Here is a 17,485-nt window from a genome sequence, read left to right on the forward strand (position 1 = left end):
CTACGTGCTGACGCCCCGCCGCTGCTCCCTCAAACCCCACCACTCCCAGGGACTCTTACGACCGCCACGCCACCCCGCGCTACACCCTCAACTGTGAAGAGCCACTTAAGGACACAAGCTCGAACTCGCGTCGGGCTCGTGTCCCCGAAGGCTCCGGTTATCAAACCGGGGCCTTCGCCGTTTCCGATGCAACAACCGCTACTCGCGAGCCTTCCGGTCGGCGACCCAACTGCGGAAACGATCGATCTCGGTCTGATAAGCCAGTCGCGGGTAGTCGCTCCACTTCGGGTTGCCGGGCCAGAGGAGCTCGACCTCGACCTCGTTGTCGCGGACGGTGATCGAGTAGAGCTCCCTGGTGTCACGGCGCGAGCCGACGACCATCCCGCTCAGGACGTGGTCACAGTTGAATCCATCAATACCCTCGGCAGTAGCTCCAGGAATGAGGAAGGTGGCCATCAGGAACTTGAGCCACGGCGCCATGTAGTTCGCCTTGTCACCGCCGTCGTAGCTCAGACAGCACCCCTGAGGGCAGGCGGTCCAGTTGGACCAGCCCCGAGGTGCGCTGCTCGTGAGCTGGCGTAGGACCTCGTCATCCTCGTCCGCCACACGGAGCGCCCCGCCCGACTCCTGCAGGAACAGCGAGCCCGAGATCCGGTTGATGAAGGACCGTTCACGAGGTCCAAGTGGAGGCTCGATCTGCAGGTAGCCGATGAAGTCTGTCTGATAGCCCATAGGAGCACAGCCTCCGCATCCTCGCGCGCTCGATCAACGCCCAGCAGCTCGGCTGTGGATAAGCCGGGAGTATTAGCGAGGTGGGATACAACTGGTCGCGACCAAGAAGGGGCGATGTCCAACACCGATCCAGGGATGGGACCATTGCCGGTCGCGCCGGGCTGCGACTGCCACGTCTGCCGACCGGATGGGTCGTACAACGAGCAGGACCGTAGTGTCATCGACGCCGTGCTCAAGCACGGCTGGCAAGTGATCATGGTGGCCTAAGGCGCCGGCTGCGACGACCCCGAACTCCAAGACCATTCGGAGGCTGATCACGACGACCCACCAGCCTTCGCCTACACGATCGGGCTTGGCCATCGTGCAGGCCACCCCGGACCTTCTGATGTCCGGCTTGGACCACCTCCTCATGCATCGGTGCCTCGACGGCATCGCTGAACGAATCGTGAATGGGTTGCGGCTGGCCCCAGAAGGCGCGATCGAAGACGTCCTGGCAGGAGTGCCGGTGGCCGTTGAACGAGTAAACCGACCTCGCTCTCGCGGAGACGGCCACCTGGCCGGATTGGTTCCATCGCCTCAAGCCCGAAGCCGTCGCAATCGTGTGGCCCGACCGGAAGAGCGTGTTCGGGTGGCTCCCCCGCGCTCCGGCGCATCGCCGGCCTGGCCCTGGACGAGGAGGCATGGCGGAACAACCCGACAGCCCATGTAAGCGGGCGAAGCTGGACGCGCCATGACGGCGTTCGAGCGGCCGGGATCTTGGGGCTGGAGTCGGTCCGACGTGTCAACTATAGTCGACATATGATCGAGATCCTCACCTCGGAGGAGTTCGACAAGTGGCTCAGGAAACTGAAGGACCGAGCCGGCCGGCTGCGCATCCTGGAACGCATCGACCGACTGGCCAACGGCAACCCGGGCGACGTCAAGCGAGTCGGCCAGGGCATCTCGGAGCTTCGACTGACCTACGGCCCCGGATACCGGGTCTACTACCTACAAGACGGCGACACCCTGATTCTGTTGCTGGTCGGCGGCGACAAGTCGACGCAGCAGAACGACATCAGCAAAGCCCACGAGCTCGCTGACGAGTGGCACGCGAACAAGAAGGCGAAGGGACGGGGCGATGAGCACCACTGAGAAGTACAAGCGGTTCGATCCCGCCGACTACCTGGACAACCTGGAAGACGTCGCGGGTTACCTCGCGATCGCGCTCGAGGAGTCCACCGAGGATCCCACTGCGGTTCCCCGTGCCCTTGGCGTCATCGCCCGCTCGCAGAACATGAGTGAGCTGGCACGCCGCGTCGGCATGAGCCGCGATGGGCTCTACAAGGCGCTCTCCGCCGAAGGCAACCCGACGTGGTCGACGATCCTCAAGGTGACCAACGCGCTCGGCTTGCGCTTCGAACTCCACACGGCAGCTTCATGAATCGGCCATGTGCCCCCGGTTTCCCGGGTTATCACCCTCGACCGTTTGGCGACCGCCCCTGACACTCTGGGAGTTGCGGTTGCGTGGCCTCACTGTGACCCAAGGACTCCGAAATCCCGAGTTCGTGCAGGTCAGCGCGCTGCGCGTTCAGACCTACGACATCTAGTCACGAGTGGGTGACGCCCACCGGCTGAGCGCCTGAAGACGGCCCCCGACCTGCGAAGACATCTTCCGGCGTCGGGGGCCGTTGTCGTTCGTCGCCCGCTCGAGCCGCCCGCGGCGTAGCGACCCGTCCGGTCACCAGCCGACGGCCTCATGGTGTGCAAGCCGGGACACGGGCATCGACCCAGCGGCTTCGTATTTGGACGGACATAAGGACGCGCGCAGCATCTTCGCGCGCTGCACTGCGGAGATCTGCCCGCCCTTATGTCCGTCGCGGTACGAGCTGGTGCCCGACTGGATCCTCCCACCGGCCCTACTGCAGCCACGCAGACCTTCGGCGGGACGCCCTCGGCAGCCGCACCGGTCAGGATCTCTCCCTCATCGACCGGCCGCGAGGCGGCCGAGCCACTTGCGCATCAGCCCCGCCTCCTCCGCGCCCAGTACATCGGCAAGCCCGTCCTGCTGTGCGAGCAGCGCGCGCACGGCGGCCTCGCGCTCTCCGGGGCCGTCCGGCGTGCCGAAGAGCCGCCCCATCAGCGCCTCGCGCATCAGCGCGGAGACCGGTCCGGTGGCATCGCCACCCTCGCGCAGCAGTTGCAGCACACAGCCGGTGGACGCCGCGAGCGTGACCGAGACGCCCTCGTCGACCGGCACCCGCAGCAGTCCGGCCAGCTCGAGCTCGTCGAGCTCACGACGCAGCTCGGCGGCGGCATGCCGGGTGACGGCGCCGGCGGCACTGTCGGCGGCATGGATGCCCGCGAAGAGGGTGGGGTAGAGCAGTGGATGGTCGAGGCCGAACCGAACGTGCATCTCCCACCCGGCAGCGAAGTCTCCCAGCAGGTCGCCGGAGCCGAGCGCGGCGCGCTTGCGTGCGGCGTACTCGTCGAACGCCTCCTGCAGCACGGTCGCCAGCAGGCCGTCCTTGTCGCCGAAGTGGTGGTAGAGCGAGGGCGCCGTCACCTCGGCCCGGGCGCAGAGCTCCCGAGTCGTCGGCTCCTGCATAGGTCGCTCGACCAGGAGGGCGGCTGCCGCGTCGAGAAGCCGGCGGCGGGGGGTGGCATCGACCGTCACGCTAGCGATGCTACAGCGACTTGGTCCACTTGCCTAGCATTGCTAATGCACGATCCACCTTCGAACGGAGACCCCATGCAGAACGCGACCGCGACCCGTGGCACCGCCCCCGCAGCGGGCCTCGACGAGGCCCAGATCCAGACGACCCTCGCGACGATGGCCGAGAGCTTCGTCAGCTGGCCCCGCTCGCCGATCTACCACCGGCCGGACGAGGCCGGCCTGGCCTACGAGGAGGTCACCTTCCCCTCCGCCGACGGCGTCCCCCTCGAGGGCTGGTACCTCCCGGCCGAGGGCTCGGACAAGCTGGTGATCGCCAACCACCCGCGCTGGTTCAACCGCTCCGGCCTGGCCTCCCACCTGGAGCCGTGGAGCCGGTTCGGCGCGGCCACCGGCAACGACATCGAGGTCAACTTCATCCCCGACTACAAGCTGCTGCACGATGCCGGCTACCACGTGCTCGCCTACGACCTGCGCAACTTCGGGCAGAGCGGGGTCGGCAACGGCGGCGTGTTCACGGTGGGCCGGTTCGAGGCGCGTGACGTGCTCGGCTCGCTCGCCTATGTGCGCACCCGGCCGGACACCCGGGACCTGACCGTGGGCCTGTTCAGCCGCTGCGTCGGCGCCAACGCCTCGATGTTCGCGATGATGCAGGATCCCGCCGCCTTCGACGGTGTGCGCTGCATGGTCGCCCCCCAGCCCCTGTCCGCCGGCGTCGCCCTCGCCCGCGCGATGGACCGGCTCGGCATCCCCGCCGAGCGGATCGGTGACCTCGACGAGCAGGTCTTCCGGCGCACCAGCTTCCATCTCGACGAGCTCTCACCGGCGCCCTGGGCCCGGCACGTCACCGTGCCGACGCTGCTCTACCAGGTGCGCGACGACGTCTACACCACGCCGAGCGACGTCCAGGCGATCTACGACAACATCCCGCTCGAGGACAAGTCGCTGTTCTGGATCGGGGGCACCACCCGGCGCTGGGACGGCTACACCTACTTCCAGCGGGAGCCCGACCGGATCCTGGAGTGGTTCGACAGCCACATGGCATGATCCGGCCCGACGCCGAGCCGGGCGGGCTGTCGGACGTCCCAGACCACGACCGTGATCAGCGGGTGACCTCGCAGGCGGTGCCGTCCTTGTCGGCGTCGCTCTCGTCGTTGACCGCGTAGACCGCCGGCTTCACGGCCGGCCGGTAGTGCCCGGTCCGCACCTGCTTGTTCGCGGCGGCCTTCGACTTGGCGACGCCGTACTTGTAGTCCTGGTGCAGGGCGTCGCAGTTGGCGTAGTCCGTGACGGCCTGCGCCGGGCCGGCGACCGCCAGCATGCTCACGGTCGTCGTGGCGGCGAGCAGGGCCGCTCGCACGGCGCGCGCTGATGACATGGTTCCCCCCTGGGATAGTCCGCTCTCTCCACACGGACGCTAGGGAGCGAACCGCCCCTCCCGCGGTGGATCGCTCCATGACGGGACCTTGGTCCCCCCTCACGGCAGCCGGCCAACCAGCGGCGGCACATGATGGAGCGTGGTCGGGAACTGGCGGACGCGAGTCGAGCACGAGGCGCGCCGGCTCCGCGGCGAGTGGCGAGCGGCGCTGGCCTGGTCGCTGCGGATCACCGTCGCGGCGACCGCCAGCTACGTCGTCGCACTGGTCATCTTCCCCGGCACCCAGCCGCTGCTCGCCCCGCTGACCGCGATGCTCGTCGTGCAGGTGACCCCGGTGTCGCTGCTGGCCAGCGGCCTGGACCGGGTCGTCGCGGTCGTGCTCGGGGTCGCGCTGGCGGCCGGGTTCGCGGCCGTCGTCCCGCTGACCTGGTGGAGCCTGGCGCTCCTCATCTTCATCTCGATCACCGTCGGGCAGCTGTTCCGGCTGCGCGCCAACCTCATCGAGGTCGCGATCAGCGGCATGCTCGTCCTCGGCGTCGGCTCGCTCGCAGCAGGCTCGGCGGCCTGGCAGCGGATCGCCGAGACCCTCGTCGGCGCGGCCGTCGGCGTCGCCGCCAACCTGCTCATCCCACCGCGCATCCCCACGGTCGGTGCCGGGCGGGCGATCGAGGGCCTCTCCGACGCCCTCGGTGAGCTGCTGGACCGCTCCGCGCGGACGCTCGACCGGCTCGAGGCCGATCCGGACGCCCACGACACGCTCCCCTCCGCCGCCGAGGCGTGGCTCGACGAGGCCCGACGGATCACCCACCACGAGGTCCCGCGGGTCGGCGCCCTGCTCCTCCAGGCGGAGCAGGGACGCCGGCTCAACGTGCGCGCGGTCGCCCTGCCCGACGTCGGTCCCGGGCTGCGCCACGGGCTCGAGTCGCTCGAGCACACCGCCGTCGCGCTGCGCTCGCTCTACCGCGCCCTCGCCGACGCCACCTCGCGCGGCCAGTGGCGCGAGCCGGGCGGCGACCGCCTGCTCCGGGCGCTGGGCGAGGTGCTCGGCGAGCTCTCCGCGGCCGTCGACGCCTTCGGCGAGCTGGTCCGGCTCGAGGCAGCGCCTGTGCGGGAGTCCGCGCCGGCCGACTTCCGCGCCCTTCGCGAAGCGGTCGGCCGGATGCCCCGGGCCCGAGCCCGGCTCGAGGAGCTGGAGCCACTCGACGACCCGGAGCTGCGCGAGCTGCACGCCGCCGCCCAGCTGACGGTGCGACGCGTGCAACGCGAGCTCGACCTCGCCCACCGCGTACGCCGTCAGCTGCAGCTCGCCCCTGCCCGGCGGCCCCGACCGGCGCCGCTCCGCCCTCCGCGGCGCCATCCCCACACCGATGCCCACGACCCCTCCCCCGACGCCGAGACCCAGGCCCTCGACCTCGGCGACGACCCGCCCCCCAGCCACTCCTGAGCGGCCCTCGCGGATCGGGCTTGACCTTGACCCTGCGTCAGGCCTGCAAGGTCGGCCCATGACCACGACAGCCATCCGGATCGCCGGGCTCACCAAGTCCTTCGGCGACCATTCCGTGCTCCGCGGCGTCGACCTCGACGTGTCCCGCGGCTCCATCCACGCCCTCCTCGGCTCCAACGGCGCCGGGAAGACCACCTGCGTGCGGATCCTCTCCACGCTCCTCGCCGGGGACGGCGGGACCGCGACGATCGTCGGTCACGACGTCGCCACCCAGCCCGCGAAGGTGCGCGAGTCGATCAGCCTGACCGGCCAGTTCGCCGCGGTCGACGAGGTCCTCACCGGCCGCGAGAACCTGGTGCTCATCGCCCGGCTCCGCCTGCTCCCCGACCCGGGCGCCGTCGCCGACGGCCTGCTCGCGCGCTTCTCGCTCACCGACGCAGGCGGACGGCGCGTCGCGACGTACTCCGGCGGCATGCGCCGCCGCCTCGACATCGCGATGAGCCTGGTCGGCCACCCGCCGGTCGTCTTCCTCGACGAGCCGACCACCGGTCTCGACCCGCAGGCTCGCCTCGAGGTGTGGCAGGCCGTCCGGGAGCTCGCCCGCGGCGGCACGACCGTGCTGCTCACAACGCAGTACCTCGAGGAGGCCGAGCAGCTCGCCGACCGGATCGCCATCCTCCACGACGGTGTGATCATCGCCGAGGGCACGCTCGCCGACCTCAAGGCGATGCTCCCCCCGGCGCAGGTCGAGTACGTCGAGAAGCAGCCCACCCTCGAGCAGATCTTCCTCAGCATCACCGGCGCGAAGGAGTCCTGATGTCCCGGTTCGTCCACCACACCACCGCCCTGACCGGCCGGTCCCTGCGGCACATCCTGCGCAGCCCTGACACGATCATCACCACGGCGCTCACACCGATCGCCATGATGCTGCTCTTCGTCTACGTCTTCGGCGCTGCGATCGACACCGGTGAGAGCGGCAACTACGTCAACTACCTGTTGCCCGGAATCTTGTTGATGACCGTCGCCTCCGGCATCGCCTACACCGCCTACCGACTCTTCATGGACGTCTCCGGCGGCATCTTCGAGCGCCTGATGTCGATGCCGATCGCCCGCTCCGCGGTGCTGTGGGGCCACGTTCTCACCTCGGTGGTCGCGAACCTGATAGCGCTCGCGCTGGTGGTCCTGGTCGCGGTCGCGATGGGCTTCCGCTCGGGCGCGGGCGTCCTCGCCTGGCTCGGCGTGGTCGGAATCCTGACGCTCTTCACCCTGGCCCTGACCTGGCTGGCGGTCATCCCCGGCCTCGCCGCGAAGTCGGCCGACGCCGTCAGCGGGTTATCGTTCCCGCTGATCTTCCTGCCGTTCATCAGCTCCGCGTTCATGCCAACCGACGGCATGCCCGGACCTGTCGAGTGGTTCGCCGAGCACCAGCCGGTCACCCCGATCGTGAACTCGATCCGGAGTCTCTACGCCGAACAGCCGGCGGGTGAGGACCTCTGGTTGGCGCTCGCCTGGTGCGTCGGCCTGCTCATCCTCGCCTACGCGATGGCGATGCGCGTCTACCACCGCAAGATCGCCTGAGGCAGGCTGGCGCCCTTGCTGACGATCAGCCAGCTCGCGGCCTACGCCGGAGTGACGGTCCGCGCCGTCCGGCACTACCACGCGAAGGGGCTGCTGCCGGAGCCGGAGCGCGACCACTCCGGCTACCGGCGCTACGACGCCGCCGCCGTCGTGGACCTGATCCGCATCCGGACGCTCGCCGACGCCGGCGTCCCGCTCTCCCGGGTGCAGGAGCTGCTGACCGCGGACGAGACCGAGTTCGGCGCAGCGGTCGAGCAGATCGACCGCAGGCTCCGCGCCGAGATCCGCGAACGGCAGCGCCATCGGGAGCGGATCGCCCAGCTCGCCGCCGGCGACAGCCTGGCACTGCCGGCGGAGGCGGTGGCCTACCTGGAGCGGCTGCGCGCCCTCGGCGTCCCCGAGCTGGTGGTGGAGGCGGAGCGGGACGCCTGGATCCTGGTGGCCGCGCAGCTGCCGGAGCAGATGCCGTTCTACATGGAGATGAAGATCAAGGACCTCGAGGACCCGCGCGTGGTCGAGCTCTACAGCGACATGGCGGAGCTGATCGGATGGGAGCCCGACGACCGCCGTGTGGTGGGCATCGTCGACCGCCTGGTCGTCCAGCTCGCCGACGTCCCGACGGCGGCCTGGGAGGAGGACGACCACCTCGACGACGACCTCGCCGCGCTGCTCGACCAGGTCTTCCTCGAGTCGGTGCCCGCGGCCCGCCGGATCCTCGAGATGCTGGAGGAGCGCGGCTGGACCGGATGGACCAAGCTCAGGCCGATCGAGCCCGTGAGCTGACCGGCTGCTACGCCTTCGGCTTCTTCGGAGGCTTCGCCCGCGCCCGCTCCACCGCCGGCACCACCCAGGCGTCCAGGGCGGCCGGGTCCGGGAGGTCCTCGGCCGCGACCAGGACCACACCACCCATGGTGCGCTCCCCCATCGTCGCCGGCCGGGCGCCGCTCTCAAGGGCTGCGGCCACGCCGTCCTTCCCGACGTGGACCATCAGGTCCTCATCGGCGGCTCCGACGGCCATGTGGGTGTTCACGGTCCAGCAGAGGCCACCGAACATCTTGATCTCTCGACAGCCGTCTGGTCCGGCCGCCGCGCCCACGGCTGCACGGACCCGCTCGGCCAGCACCTCGTCGTACGCCATCGTTGTCCCCCCACAATCGACTGGGGCGCGACCCGGCCGCGCCGAGACCAGGCTAGCCGCGGCGCAGCCCCGGGTCGACGATCGTCATGCCCGCCACGACCGCCCGGTCGAACTCCGGCAGCAGGGCGGCCGCGTCCTCCAGCCCGACCGTTCGCTCCACGAGTCGCTGGGGCTCCAGCACGCCCCGGTCGACCAGCTTTAGAAGCGCCGGGTAGTCGGCTGCGGCCATGCCGTGACTGCCCAGCAGGTCGAGCTCCCATGCCACCACCCGGTCCATCGGCACCCGGGGGTGCCCGTCCACCGGCGGGAGCAGGCCGACCTGGACGTGCCGGCCGCGTCGGCGCAGGCTGAGGACGGCGTCGGCGCTGGTCTGCTCGCTGCCGACCGCGTCGACCGCGACGTGGCTGCCGCCGCCGGTCAGCTCCGCGACCTCGGCCGGTACGTCGAGCCGACGGGCCTCCGGGACGTGCACCGTGTGCTCCGCGCCGAGCGCGGCCGCGGCCGCCAGCGCCTCGGCGTGCCGGTCGACCGCGATCACCCGGGCGCCCAGGGCCCGGGCGATCATCACGGCGCTGAGCCCGACGCCGCCGGCACCGACCACCGTCACCCACTCGCCCTCGGCGACCCTGGCACGGGCGACCAGGGCACGGTAGGCGGTGGCAAAGCGGCAGCCGAGGCTGGCCGCGGTCGCGAAGTCGACGCTGTCGGGCACCGCGACCAGGTTGGTGTCCGCGGCGTGCAGCGCGACGTACTCGGCGAACGAGCCCCAGTGGGTGAACCCCGGCTGCTGCTGGTGCGGACAGACCTGCGCGTCCCCACCCAGGCACCACTCGCAGCGGCCGCAGCCGCACACGAACGGGACCGTCACCCGGTCTCCGACCCGCCACCGGGTGACGCCCTTGCCCAGCTGCGTCACGACGCCCGCGAGCTCGTGCCCGGGGACGTGCGGGAACGCGATGTCGTCGTGCCCCGCCCAGGCGTGCCAGTCGCTGCGGCAGATCCCGGTCGCGACCACCTGGACCACCACGCCCGCGATCGGCGCGACCGGGTCGGTGACCTCACGGATCTCGGGGCGACCTCGGACGGCGTCGACGACCACGGCTCGCATGGGGGCATCCTGCCAAGCGGGCGCAGCCGACGGACGCCGGGATCAGCGCGAGATCGCGGGCACGGCCGGCGAGGGCCGGCGGCGGGCCGGGGCGGGATGCCGCTCGGCCCGCAGCAGCAGCGCCAGCGCGGCCATCATCACGGTCGCCCATGGCCACAGCACGCCCCCGAAGGCGAGCTGGCAGACATGGAAGCCGATCAGCGCGACGAGCCCGGCCTGGGTCCAGCGCCCCCCGAGGAGGACCAGCACGCCGGCGGCGGCCTCGAAGAGGATCAGCAGCGTGATCCAGACGCCGAGGTGGGGCACCACCAGGGACTCCCAGGTGTCCCTCACGAACGGGAACGGCGACCGGTCGGCGAAGGCGTCGTAGTAGCCGCTGTCCATCGCCAGGTAGACCCCGTTCACCACCGCACCGAACGCGATGAACAGCAGTCCCAGAGCGGCCCGCCCCAGATACATCGCGCGGCGACTCCGCCCCGCCCGCACCCCGGCGACCAGCGCGGTACCGCCCAGGGCCAGCCACATGACCTTCTCCACCGGCGTCCCCTTCCCTCAAGCATCAGGAGAGCCAGTCGGTACGCAGCGCGCCAGGATCGCCGGGCCGCGAGGACCGGGACCTTGGGCCCGGCCAGCGGCTCGAGGTCGTCGGCACCGAGGTCGTCCACGGACGGGACACGGCACTGGTCCGACAGCCCCCGGGGTGAAAGGCTCGCGCCCATGCTCCGCAGACGAGACCGCACCGTCGCAGGCAAGCACGTCCTGGTCACCGGCGCCGCCAGCGGCATCGGCCGGGCCACCGCGTCGCTGGCCGCCGAGCGCGGTGCGGTGGTCCATCTCACCGACGTCAACGGCGACCTGCTCGAGGACGCCGCCGCCCGGATCCGCTCGTCCGGGGGCACGGTCGGTCTGGTCGAGGCCCTGGACATCTCCGACCACACGGCGGTCCAGGCGATGGCCCGGCGGCTGACCGTCGAGCACGGGCCGATGGACGTGATCATGAACATCGCCGGCATCTCCCGCTGGGGCACGGTCAGCTCGCTCGAGCACCAGGACTGGCGCCGGCTGGTCGACATCAACCTGATGGGGCCGATCCACGTCATCGAGGAGCTCGTGCCCCCGATGATCGACGCCGGTCGCGGCGGTCATCTGGTCAACGTCTCCTCCGCCGCGGGCATCATCGGGATGCCCTGGCACGCCGCGTACAGCGCCAGCAAGTTCGGCCTCCGCGGGGTCTCCGAGGTTCTCCGCTTCGACCTGCGCCGGCACGGCATCGGAGTCAGCCTGGTCTGCCCGGGCGCGGTCGCGACGCCGTTGACCGAGACGGTCCACATCGCCGGGGTCGACAAGGCCAGCCCGGCGTTCACCCGGTTGCAGGCCCGGTTCCGGCGCGGCGCGGTGTCACCGGAGGACGCGGCCGAGTCGATCCTCGAGGGGGTCCGCCGCGGGCGCTACTGGGTCTACACCTCCCGCGACATCCAGCTCGCCCACCTCCTGCAGCGCTACCTGCCACCGGCGTACTCCCTGCTCATGCGGGTCATGAGCTGGGGCGCCAACAAGGCGCTCCCGGAGGTCGAGCGGGCCCGTCGCCCCGAGCGGGCCGCATGACCTCGCCTGCCGGTGCGACGCCGCGGGTCACTCCGGGCGCCCGACGCGACGTCGGCCTGCTCACCTGGGGCTTCGCCCGGCTCGCCGGGAGGGTCTCCGGCACCGAGCCGCCCGCTGTCTTCCTCACCCTGGGTCGGCACCGGCGGCTGTTCCGGGGCTGGCTGCACTTCGCCGGCACGATGATGCCCGGCGGGCGGCTCCCCCGGCGCGAGACCGAGCTGGTCATCCTCCGGGTCGCGGCGCTGACCGGCAGTGAGTACGAGGCGACCCAGCACCGCCGTCTCGGTCGCCGCGCCGGGCTGACGGCCGACGAGATCGACCGAGTGGCTCAGGGGCCGGATGCTGCCGGTTGGTCCGGACGCGACCGGCTGCTGCTCCGCGTCACCGACGAGCTGCACGCCACCCGCGACCTGTCCGACCAGACCTGGACCGACCTGCGCGGCACGCTCGAGGAGCGCACCTGCATCGAGCTGCTGATGCTGGTCGGCCACTACGAGATGCTCGCCACCACGCTCCACACGCTGCGGGTGCAGCCGGATGCCCCTCGGCGCTGAGTCCGGGCGCCGAGTCCGGGCGCCGAGCCCCGGCCCGGCTCAGCGGTCGAGCGGCGGCGGCGCGTGCTCCGCGCCTCGCCAGACCGGGTCGTCCATGGTGCAGTGGCCGTCGGTCGCGAGCGGCTGACGGTCCGTCGAGGTCAGCGAACGGTGCGCGGTGCCGTAGCTGCACTGCTGCTGTCCCTGGAGCAGCAGGTCGACGCGCAGCCAGCCGTCGTCGAAGGCCGACGCGAAGCGGCCTGTTCCGTAGCCGAGCATCCGGGTCAACTGCCGCAGGTGCGGTTCCCGGTCGTAGAGCAGGTCGGTCAGCGCCACGAGCTCACGCAAGGCCGGCGGCAGGTCGGCCTCGAGGTCCTCGGCGAGCAGGCCGATCGTGTCGAGGTCGTCGGGGGCCCGCCGCAGGATGCGGCGGAACTCCGGGTCGAACTGCGCGAGCCAGGCCGAGAACCGCTTCGCGGACCGGGAGAACGAGGCGAGGTCGGCCCGGTGCCCCGCGAGCAGCTCTCCGACCTGCTCCCCGTTGCGCAGCAACCTGAGCGTCTGCGGCCAGGCGGCGTCCAACGATCCGGTCAGCCGATCGGCCGACACCAGGAGCGTCTCGAGGTCGTCGCCGGTGCCGTCGGTCGCAGCAGCCAGCTCCCGCAGCAACACGCGCACGTCGGACCCGTCGACGTGGCGGAGCAGGTTGTCGAGGCTCGCCGTGGCTGCGGCCATCGAGACCGGCAGGTCCCGGACCCCGGCCTGCACCACGTCGCCGTCGGCGAGGTAGGGCCCGTCGGCGTCGTCGGGCTGGAAGTCCAGGAACTGCTCGCCGACCGGGGAGAGGCTGCGCACGGTCGCCCGCGAGTCCCGCGGCACCTCCGTGCCCGGGCGCAGCGAGACGATGGCGCGCACGCCGGCCTCCGGGTCGAGCCGGACCTCGGTGACGGTGCCGACCCGCACCCCGCGGTAGGTGGCTGGTGCCCCCTCGAACAGCCCGCCCGTGCGCGGCAGGTGCACGGTCACCGTGGTCGGCCGGTGGGTCAACGGCACGTCGAGGACGACCGCGAAGAGGTAGGCGGTGCAGGTCGCCAGGGCCGCGACCAGCCCGACCACGCTGAGCGCGAGGCGGTTGCCGAGCATCGCCCTCATCGCTCCTCCTCGGGTCGCAGGCCCAGCAGCCACGACAGGTCCGAGGAGCCCGCCGCACCCGCGCCGTCCGGCGGCACGGGCACGCCGGGCAGACCGGGCAGCTCAGGCAGCTCAGGCAGCTCAGGCAGCTCCGGCAGCCCCGGAGGCCCGTCGCCCGGCTCGTCCGAGGGGGAGCCGTCGTCCACGGGGAGCAGCGCGGCCAGCGCGTCGAGCCGGAACCGCAGGTTGAGGTAGTCGGTGGGCGCGGCCGCGTCGATGCGGCCCGCGAAGCCGGCGATCAGGTCGAGGCCGGGCACGAGCTCCGCACGGATGCCCAGCAGCTCCTCGAGCACCGGGCCCAGCTCGTCGACGACGGTCGTGAGATCGGCACGGGTACGCCGCACCAGCCGGTCGGCGACCACGGCGAGCCGGTCGCTGCGCCGCAGCAGCCCCGCCAGGTCGTCGGTGTTGCGCGCCAGGGTGCGGGCGGCCGGGCGCAGGTCGCGCAGCGCCGAGTCGATGGTCTCCTGTCGATCGTCGAGGGTGCGGGATGCCGCGGCGAGTGAGCCGAGGACCCGGTCGATCTCCCGGGTGCTGCGCAGTGCCTCGTCGAGGAACCTGTCGGTCTCCGTCAGGACTCCGCGGGTGGCACCGACCCGACCCTCGAGCGCGGTGTTCAGCTCCGAGACCACGGTCTGCAGCTGGCCCAGACCGCCGCCGTTCACGAGCAGGGACGCGGAGGCCAGGGTGTCCTCGACGGTGGCCGAGGTGGTCACCGTCGGGCCCCGGACGACGTCGCCGTCGGCGAGGAGGGGCTCGTCGTCCGTCGGCTCCACGTCGACGTACATCTCGCCGAGAGCCGTGGTGTAGCGCAACCGGAAGCGGCTGCCCTTCCCCAGCTCGACGTCGTCGTCGACGGCGAGCTCGACCCGGGCGCGGTAGTCGTCTGGCTCGATGTCGACGACGCGGCCGACCACGAGCCCGCGGGACTTCACCGCGGCGCCGAGAGGCAGGTTCAGCGCGTCGTCGACGACGACCGAGAGCTGCCACTGGTCGTCGCGGACGCCTGGCGGGCGGACCCGGTCGCCGACGCTGCAGCCACCGGAGACCAGTGCGAGGGCGGCGACCACCGCGACCGACCCGCGCCTCACGGCTGCACCCCCAGCAGCGCCCCCAGCAGGTCGCCGAGGTCGGGCGAGGTGCCGAGCTCGTCGCAGACACCGGGCGGCAGCACGTCGTCGCAGAGCGCGTCGGTCAGCTCGTGCGACGGCGAGAGGTGCCGCAGCGGCAGTCGCACGTCGAGCCGGTCGTCGTCACCGATCGCGTTGCCGATGTTCTCGAAGGTCAACGGCGCCACCTCGACCGCCTCGGCGAGGTCGGCCTGGTGCACGAGGAGGTTGCGGGTCACCCGGGTGAGCCCGCGCAGCGAGCCGCGCAGCGAGCCGCGCAGCGCGCCCCGGTTCTCGCCGACGAAGGCGGCGAGGGTACGCAGGGCCCGACTCAGGGATGAGAGGGAGCGACCGAACGCGTGGCGCTCGTCGGCGAGCAGGTCCGAGGCGTCCGCCACGCTCGTGAGGAGCTGGTCGACGACCTCGTCGTTCGCGGCCACCAGTGCGGTCAGCTGATCCAGCCCGTCGATGGTGCCGACGAGGTCGTCGCCGTGGCCGGACAAGTCGCCCATGGCGGCGGCGAGCTGCCGCACCGTCCGGTTGGCATCGGCTCCGTGCCCGGACAGCGCGTCCGCGCTCGTCGAGAGCAGGCGGCGCAGGGACCGGGCGTCGCCGTCGGGGCCGGCCAGCCCGGTGCTGAAGCCGTCGAGCGAGGCGAGGACCTCATCGAACTCGACCGGTGTGCGGGTGCGGTCCAGCGGGATCCGGTCACCGTCCTCCAGCCGTGGTCCGTCGCCGAAGGCCGGTGTCAGCTCGACGTAGCGGTCGGTGGCGACCGAGCGGGCGACCACGACGGCACCCGCATCGGCCGGGAGGTCGGCGTCGGCGTCCACCTCGAGCTCGACCTCGACGTGCGCGCCCCGAGGGGTGATCGCGGTGACCTCGCCGACCGGCACCCCCAGGACCCCCACGTCGTTGCCGACGAAGAGCCCGGCGGAGTCGTCGAGCTCGACGGTGATCTGCATCGCGTCCGAGCCGAGTGGGTTGCAGCCGGCGGTGCCGAGGAGCAGCGCCAGGACCGGGACCAGGAGACGGCGGCGGGCGGTCATCGGCAGGACCCTTCGATGATGCACTCCAGGTTGTCGGGGGTGGCCCCGGGGACGTACTGGTCGAGCCAGGTGCCGGTGCCGCTCGCGTTCGCGAAGTAGCGGCTGGCCGGGGCGAGGGTCCGCACGGCGTCGCGCAGGTCCTCGTCGTGCTTCTCGAGCAGCCGGGTGACCAGCACCAGGTCGCGCAGCGTCGGCGACAGGTCGGCCGCGGTCTCCTCGACCACCCCCGCGAGCTGGTCGCCGAGCTCGGCCAGGTCGCGTAGCAGCGCGTGGATGGTCTCCCGTCGCACACGCAGGGTGTCGAGGATCGCGTCGGCGTGCCGCATCAGCGCCACGAGGTCGCCACCGCTCGCGGCCAGCTGACCGGTGACCGACCGCGCCGCCTTGAGCAGGGCGCCCAGGTCGTCCGAGCGCTGCACGACCACGTCGGACAGCCGGCGTACGCCGTCCAGGGCCGGCCCGAGGTCGCCACCGACCGCCTCCATCGTCGTCGCCACCTCGGCCAGCGACCGCTCGATGACGTCGGTGTCGAACGCGTTCACCTCGGGCACGACCTCGTCGATGACGTCCTGGAGGTTGAACGGGACCCGGGTGCGCGTGGCCGGGATCGTGCCGTCGGCGAGCGTGCCCCCGCCGGCCGGCGAGACGAGCAGGTAGTGGGTGCCCAGCAGGGTCGCCACCTTGACCTCGGCGGTGGTGTCCGCGCCCAGCCGGACGTCGTCGTCCACGGTGAACGCCACGTGCACCGCCTCCTCGCGCAGCTCGATGGCCGTGACCTCACCGACCCCGACACCGGCCACCTGGACCTCCTCCCCCACGCGCAGCCCGCCGGTGTGCTCGAGCACCGCGGTGTAGCTGGAGGACCCGAGGGAGAGCCGGGCGCCGACCACCACCGCGGCCGCCAGGAGGGCCACCACGCACAGGGTCACGAGGCCGACGCGGAACGGGTCGCGAGCCCCGCGGCCGGTCACTGGCAGGCTCCCGAGTAGGGGCCGGCCGGGCCGGGCACCCACACCGTCTGCCCGGCGGCGTCGACCCCGAGGTTGCAGAGGTACACGTTGAGGAACCCCCCGTAGGACATGGTGCGCGCGAACGCACCCAGCAGCATCGGCAGCCGTCCGACGACCCGGGCCACCCGCGGGCGCTCCTGCGCCAGCAGGCCGGTGACGCCCCGCAGCGCGGCCACGTCTCGGCGCAGGCCGGGGCGCAGCTCACGCAGCAGCCCGGACGTGCTGTCGACCAGCTCGGCCAGGTTGTCGAGGGAGCGACCGAACGTGCGCCTCTCGGCGGCGAGCCCCTCCATCAGTCGCCGCAGCGCGACCACGGTGGCGTCGACCTGTTCGGACTGCTCGTCGAGGTTCTGCAGCACCGGGGTGAGCCTGGCCAGCACCTGGCCGAAGACCTCGTCTCGGTCGGCCAGGTAGCGCGTCGCCTCCGCCGTGCGCTGGAGCAGCGACTCGACGGTGCCGGACTCGCCCTGCAGCACCGCGATGATCGACCCGGCGAGCTGGTTCACCTCCGCGGGCTCGAGCACCGAGAAGAGCGGTTCGAACCCGTTGAGGAGCGCGGTCAGGTCGAAGCCGGGGTCGGTGCGCGAGATCGGGATCTCGGTGCCCGGGGCCAGCCGGTCTCCGCGGTCGGCGCCCACGGGCGGGGCGCTCAGCGCGAGGTACCGCTGCCCCAGGAGGTTCTGGTAGCGCAGCGTGACCCGGGTTCCCTCGTGGACCTCCTGGTCGCCGTCCAACGTGAACCGCACGCGGGCCGTGGCGCTGTCGACGACCTCGACCGCGTCGACCCGGCCCACGGCGACGCCGGCGACCCGCACGTCGTCCCCGGGCCGCAGCCCGCTCACCGACTCGAAGCTGGCGGTCCACGTGCGCGAGCCCTCCGGGGGCGCGTTGGTCATCATCCGGTGCAGCCCGAGCAGCAGGACCAACGAGATGGTCGTGAACACTGCGAGTCCGACGGCG

General features: G+C 71.8%; 21 protein-coding genes. 10 read left to right on the forward strand and 11 right to left on the reverse strand.

The window, feature by feature from the left end; translation table 11 throughout:
• Positions 1-198 precede the first annotated feature (198 nt).
• Positions 199-732 (reverse strand): hypothetical protein, encoded by a 534-nt coding sequence (locus D6B71_RS21590; protein WP_121258881.1) that lies wholly within the window; start codon positions 730-732, stop codon positions 199-201.
• Positions 733-1,093: 361 nt separating this feature from the next.
• On the opposite strand from D6B71_RS21590, the gene D6B71_RS23965 reads away from it, so the two are divergent.
• The 3 genes from D6B71_RS23965 (at position 1,094) to D6B71_RS21605 (ending at position 2,152) form a co-directional block, all read left to right on the forward strand.
• Positions 1,094-1,441, forward strand: coding sequence for a DUF4262 domain-containing protein (locus tag D6B71_RS23965; RefSeq protein WP_420846341.1), 348 nt, complete (start codon positions 1,094-1,096; stop codon positions 1,439-1,441).
• A gap of 89 nt (positions 1,442-1,530) precedes the next feature.
• On the forward strand, positions 1,531-1,863 hold the full coding sequence (locus D6B71_RS21600) for a type II toxin-antitoxin system RelE/ParE family toxin (RefSeq protein ID WP_121258883.1): 333 nt from the start codon (positions 1,531-1,533) through the stop codon (positions 1,861-1,863).
• Complete coding sequence (locus tag D6B71_RS21605; RefSeq protein WP_121258884.1) at positions 1,850-2,152, forward strand: addiction module antidote protein; 303 nt, start codon at positions 1,850-1,852, stop codon at positions 2,150-2,152. The genes D6B71_RS21600 and D6B71_RS21605 overlap by 14 nt, the downstream gene beginning before the upstream one ends.
• A gap of 540 nt (positions 2,153-2,692) precedes the next feature.
• On the opposite strand, the gene D6B71_RS21610 is transcribed toward D6B71_RS21605, so the two are convergent.
• The gene (locus tag D6B71_RS21610; protein WP_126688341.1) at positions 2,693-3,385 is read right to left on the reverse strand and encodes a TetR/AcrR family transcriptional regulator; all 693 of its coding nucleotides are present in this window, start codon (positions 3,383-3,385) and stop codon (positions 2,693-2,695) included.
• Positions 3,386-3,460: 75 nt separating this feature from the next.
• On the opposite strand from D6B71_RS21610, the gene D6B71_RS21615 reads away from it, so the two are divergent.
• Positions 3,461-4,429: an alpha/beta hydrolase gene (locus D6B71_RS21615; RefSeq protein ID WP_206051911.1), complete on the forward strand. Its 969-nt coding sequence runs from the start codon at positions 3,461-3,463 to the stop codon at positions 4,427-4,429.
• Between the two features lie 55 nt (positions 4,430-4,484).
• Here D6B71_RS21615 and D6B71_RS21620 read toward each other — a convergent pair whose 3' ends face one another.
• Positions 4,485-4,760 (reverse strand): excalibur calcium-binding domain-containing protein, encoded by a 276-nt coding sequence (locus D6B71_RS21620; protein WP_121258886.1) that lies wholly within the window; start codon positions 4,758-4,760, stop codon positions 4,485-4,487.
• A 139-nt stretch (positions 4,761-4,899) separates the two neighbouring features.
• On the opposite strand from D6B71_RS21620, the gene D6B71_RS21625 reads away from it, so the two are divergent.
• Genes D6B71_RS21625 through D6B71_RS21640 form a run of 4 tightly spaced genes read left to right on the forward strand, consistent with a single transcriptional unit; the run spans position 4,900 to position 8,565 of the window.
• Complete coding sequence (locus tag D6B71_RS21625) at positions 4,900-6,204, forward strand: FUSC family protein (protein WP_121258887.1); 1,305 nt, start codon at positions 4,900-4,902, stop codon at positions 6,202-6,204.
• Between the two features lie 58 nt (positions 6,205-6,262).
• Positions 6,263-7,021, forward strand: coding sequence for an ABC transporter ATP-binding protein (locus D6B71_RS21630; RefSeq protein WP_121258888.1), 759 nt, complete (start codon positions 6,263-6,265; stop codon positions 7,019-7,021).
• Complete coding sequence (locus D6B71_RS21635; RefSeq protein ID WP_121258889.1) at positions 7,021-7,782, forward strand: ABC transporter permease; 762 nt, start codon at positions 7,021-7,023, stop codon at positions 7,780-7,782. Before D6B71_RS21630 ends, D6B71_RS21635 begins: the two co-directional genes overlap by 1 nt.
• 15 nt (positions 7,783-7,797) lie before the next feature.
• Entirely contained in the window at positions 7,798-8,565 is a 768-nt protein-coding gene (locus D6B71_RS21640) for a MerR family transcriptional regulator (RefSeq protein ID WP_121258890.1), read from the forward strand.
• A gap of 7 nt (positions 8,566-8,572) precedes the next feature.
• On the opposite strand, the gene D6B71_RS21645 is transcribed toward D6B71_RS21640, so the two are convergent.
• From D6B71_RS21645 to D6B71_RS21655, 3 genes are read right to left on the reverse strand one after another with little or no spacing between them, the layout of a single operon-like run.
• The gene (locus D6B71_RS21645; protein ID WP_121258891.1) at positions 8,573-8,920 is read right to left on the reverse strand and encodes a TfoX/Sxy family protein; all 348 of its coding nucleotides are present in this window, start codon (positions 8,918-8,920) and stop codon (positions 8,573-8,575) included.
• Between the two features lie 52 nt (positions 8,921-8,972).
• Positions 8,973-10,028, reverse strand: a complete 1,056-nt coding sequence (locus D6B71_RS21650; protein ID WP_121258892.1) for a zinc-binding dehydrogenase — start codon at positions 10,026-10,028, stop codon at positions 8,973-8,975.
• A gap of 42 nt (positions 10,029-10,070) precedes the next feature.
• A complete protein-coding gene (locus tag D6B71_RS21655; RefSeq protein ID WP_121258893.1) occupies positions 10,071-10,565 on the reverse strand; it encodes a hypothetical protein in 495 nt (164 codons plus the stop codon).
• A 180-nt stretch (positions 10,566-10,745) separates the two neighbouring features.
• Between D6B71_RS21655 and D6B71_RS21660 the strand changes: the two genes are divergently transcribed.
• Positions 10,746-11,633: an SDR family oxidoreductase gene (locus D6B71_RS21660; RefSeq protein ID WP_121258894.1), complete on the forward strand. Its 888-nt coding sequence runs from the start codon at positions 10,746-10,748 to the stop codon at positions 11,631-11,633.
• The gene (locus tag D6B71_RS21665) at positions 11,630-12,187 is read left to right on the forward strand and encodes a carboxymuconolactone decarboxylase family protein (RefSeq protein ID WP_121258895.1); all 558 of its coding nucleotides are present in this window, start codon (positions 11,630-11,632) and stop codon (positions 12,185-12,187) included. Before D6B71_RS21660 ends, D6B71_RS21665 begins: the two co-directional genes overlap by 4 nt.
• Positions 12,188-12,226: 39 nt before the next feature.
• Here D6B71_RS21665 and D6B71_RS21670 read toward each other — a convergent pair whose 3' ends face one another.
• From D6B71_RS21670 to D6B71_RS21690, 5 genes are read right to left on the reverse strand one after another with little or no spacing between them, the layout of a single operon-like run.
• Complete coding sequence (locus D6B71_RS21670; RefSeq protein WP_121258896.1) at positions 12,227-13,318, reverse strand: MlaD family protein; 1,092 nt, start codon at positions 13,316-13,318, stop codon at positions 12,227-12,229.
• Positions 13,315-14,448 (reverse strand): MCE family protein, encoded by a 1,134-nt coding sequence (locus D6B71_RS21675; protein ID WP_164519773.1) that lies wholly within the window; start codon positions 14,446-14,448, stop codon positions 13,315-13,317. Before D6B71_RS21675 ends, D6B71_RS21670 begins: the two co-directional genes overlap by 4 nt.
• The gene (locus D6B71_RS21680) at positions 14,445-15,515 is read right to left on the reverse strand and encodes an MCE family protein (RefSeq protein WP_121258898.1); all 1,071 of its coding nucleotides are present in this window, start codon (positions 15,513-15,515) and stop codon (positions 14,445-14,447) included. Before D6B71_RS21680 ends, D6B71_RS21675 begins: the two co-directional genes overlap by 4 nt.
• Positions 15,512-16,486, reverse strand: coding sequence for an MCE family protein (locus tag D6B71_RS21685; protein ID WP_164519774.1), 975 nt, complete (start codon positions 16,484-16,486; stop codon positions 15,512-15,514). The genes D6B71_RS21680 and D6B71_RS21685 overlap by 4 nt, the downstream gene beginning before the upstream one ends.
• Positions 16,483-17,469 (reverse strand): MCE family protein, encoded by a 987-nt coding sequence (locus tag D6B71_RS21690; protein WP_164519775.1) that lies wholly within the window; start codon positions 17,467-17,469, stop codon positions 16,483-16,485. Before D6B71_RS21690 ends, D6B71_RS21685 begins: the two co-directional genes overlap by 4 nt.
• Between the last annotated feature and the right edge of the window lie 16 nt (positions 17,470-17,485).

Source organism: Nocardioides ferulae (genome assembly GCF_003660455.1).
Lineage (GTDB): Bacteria > Actinomycetota > Actinomycetes > Propionibacteriales > Nocardioidaceae > Nocardioides > Nocardioides ferulae.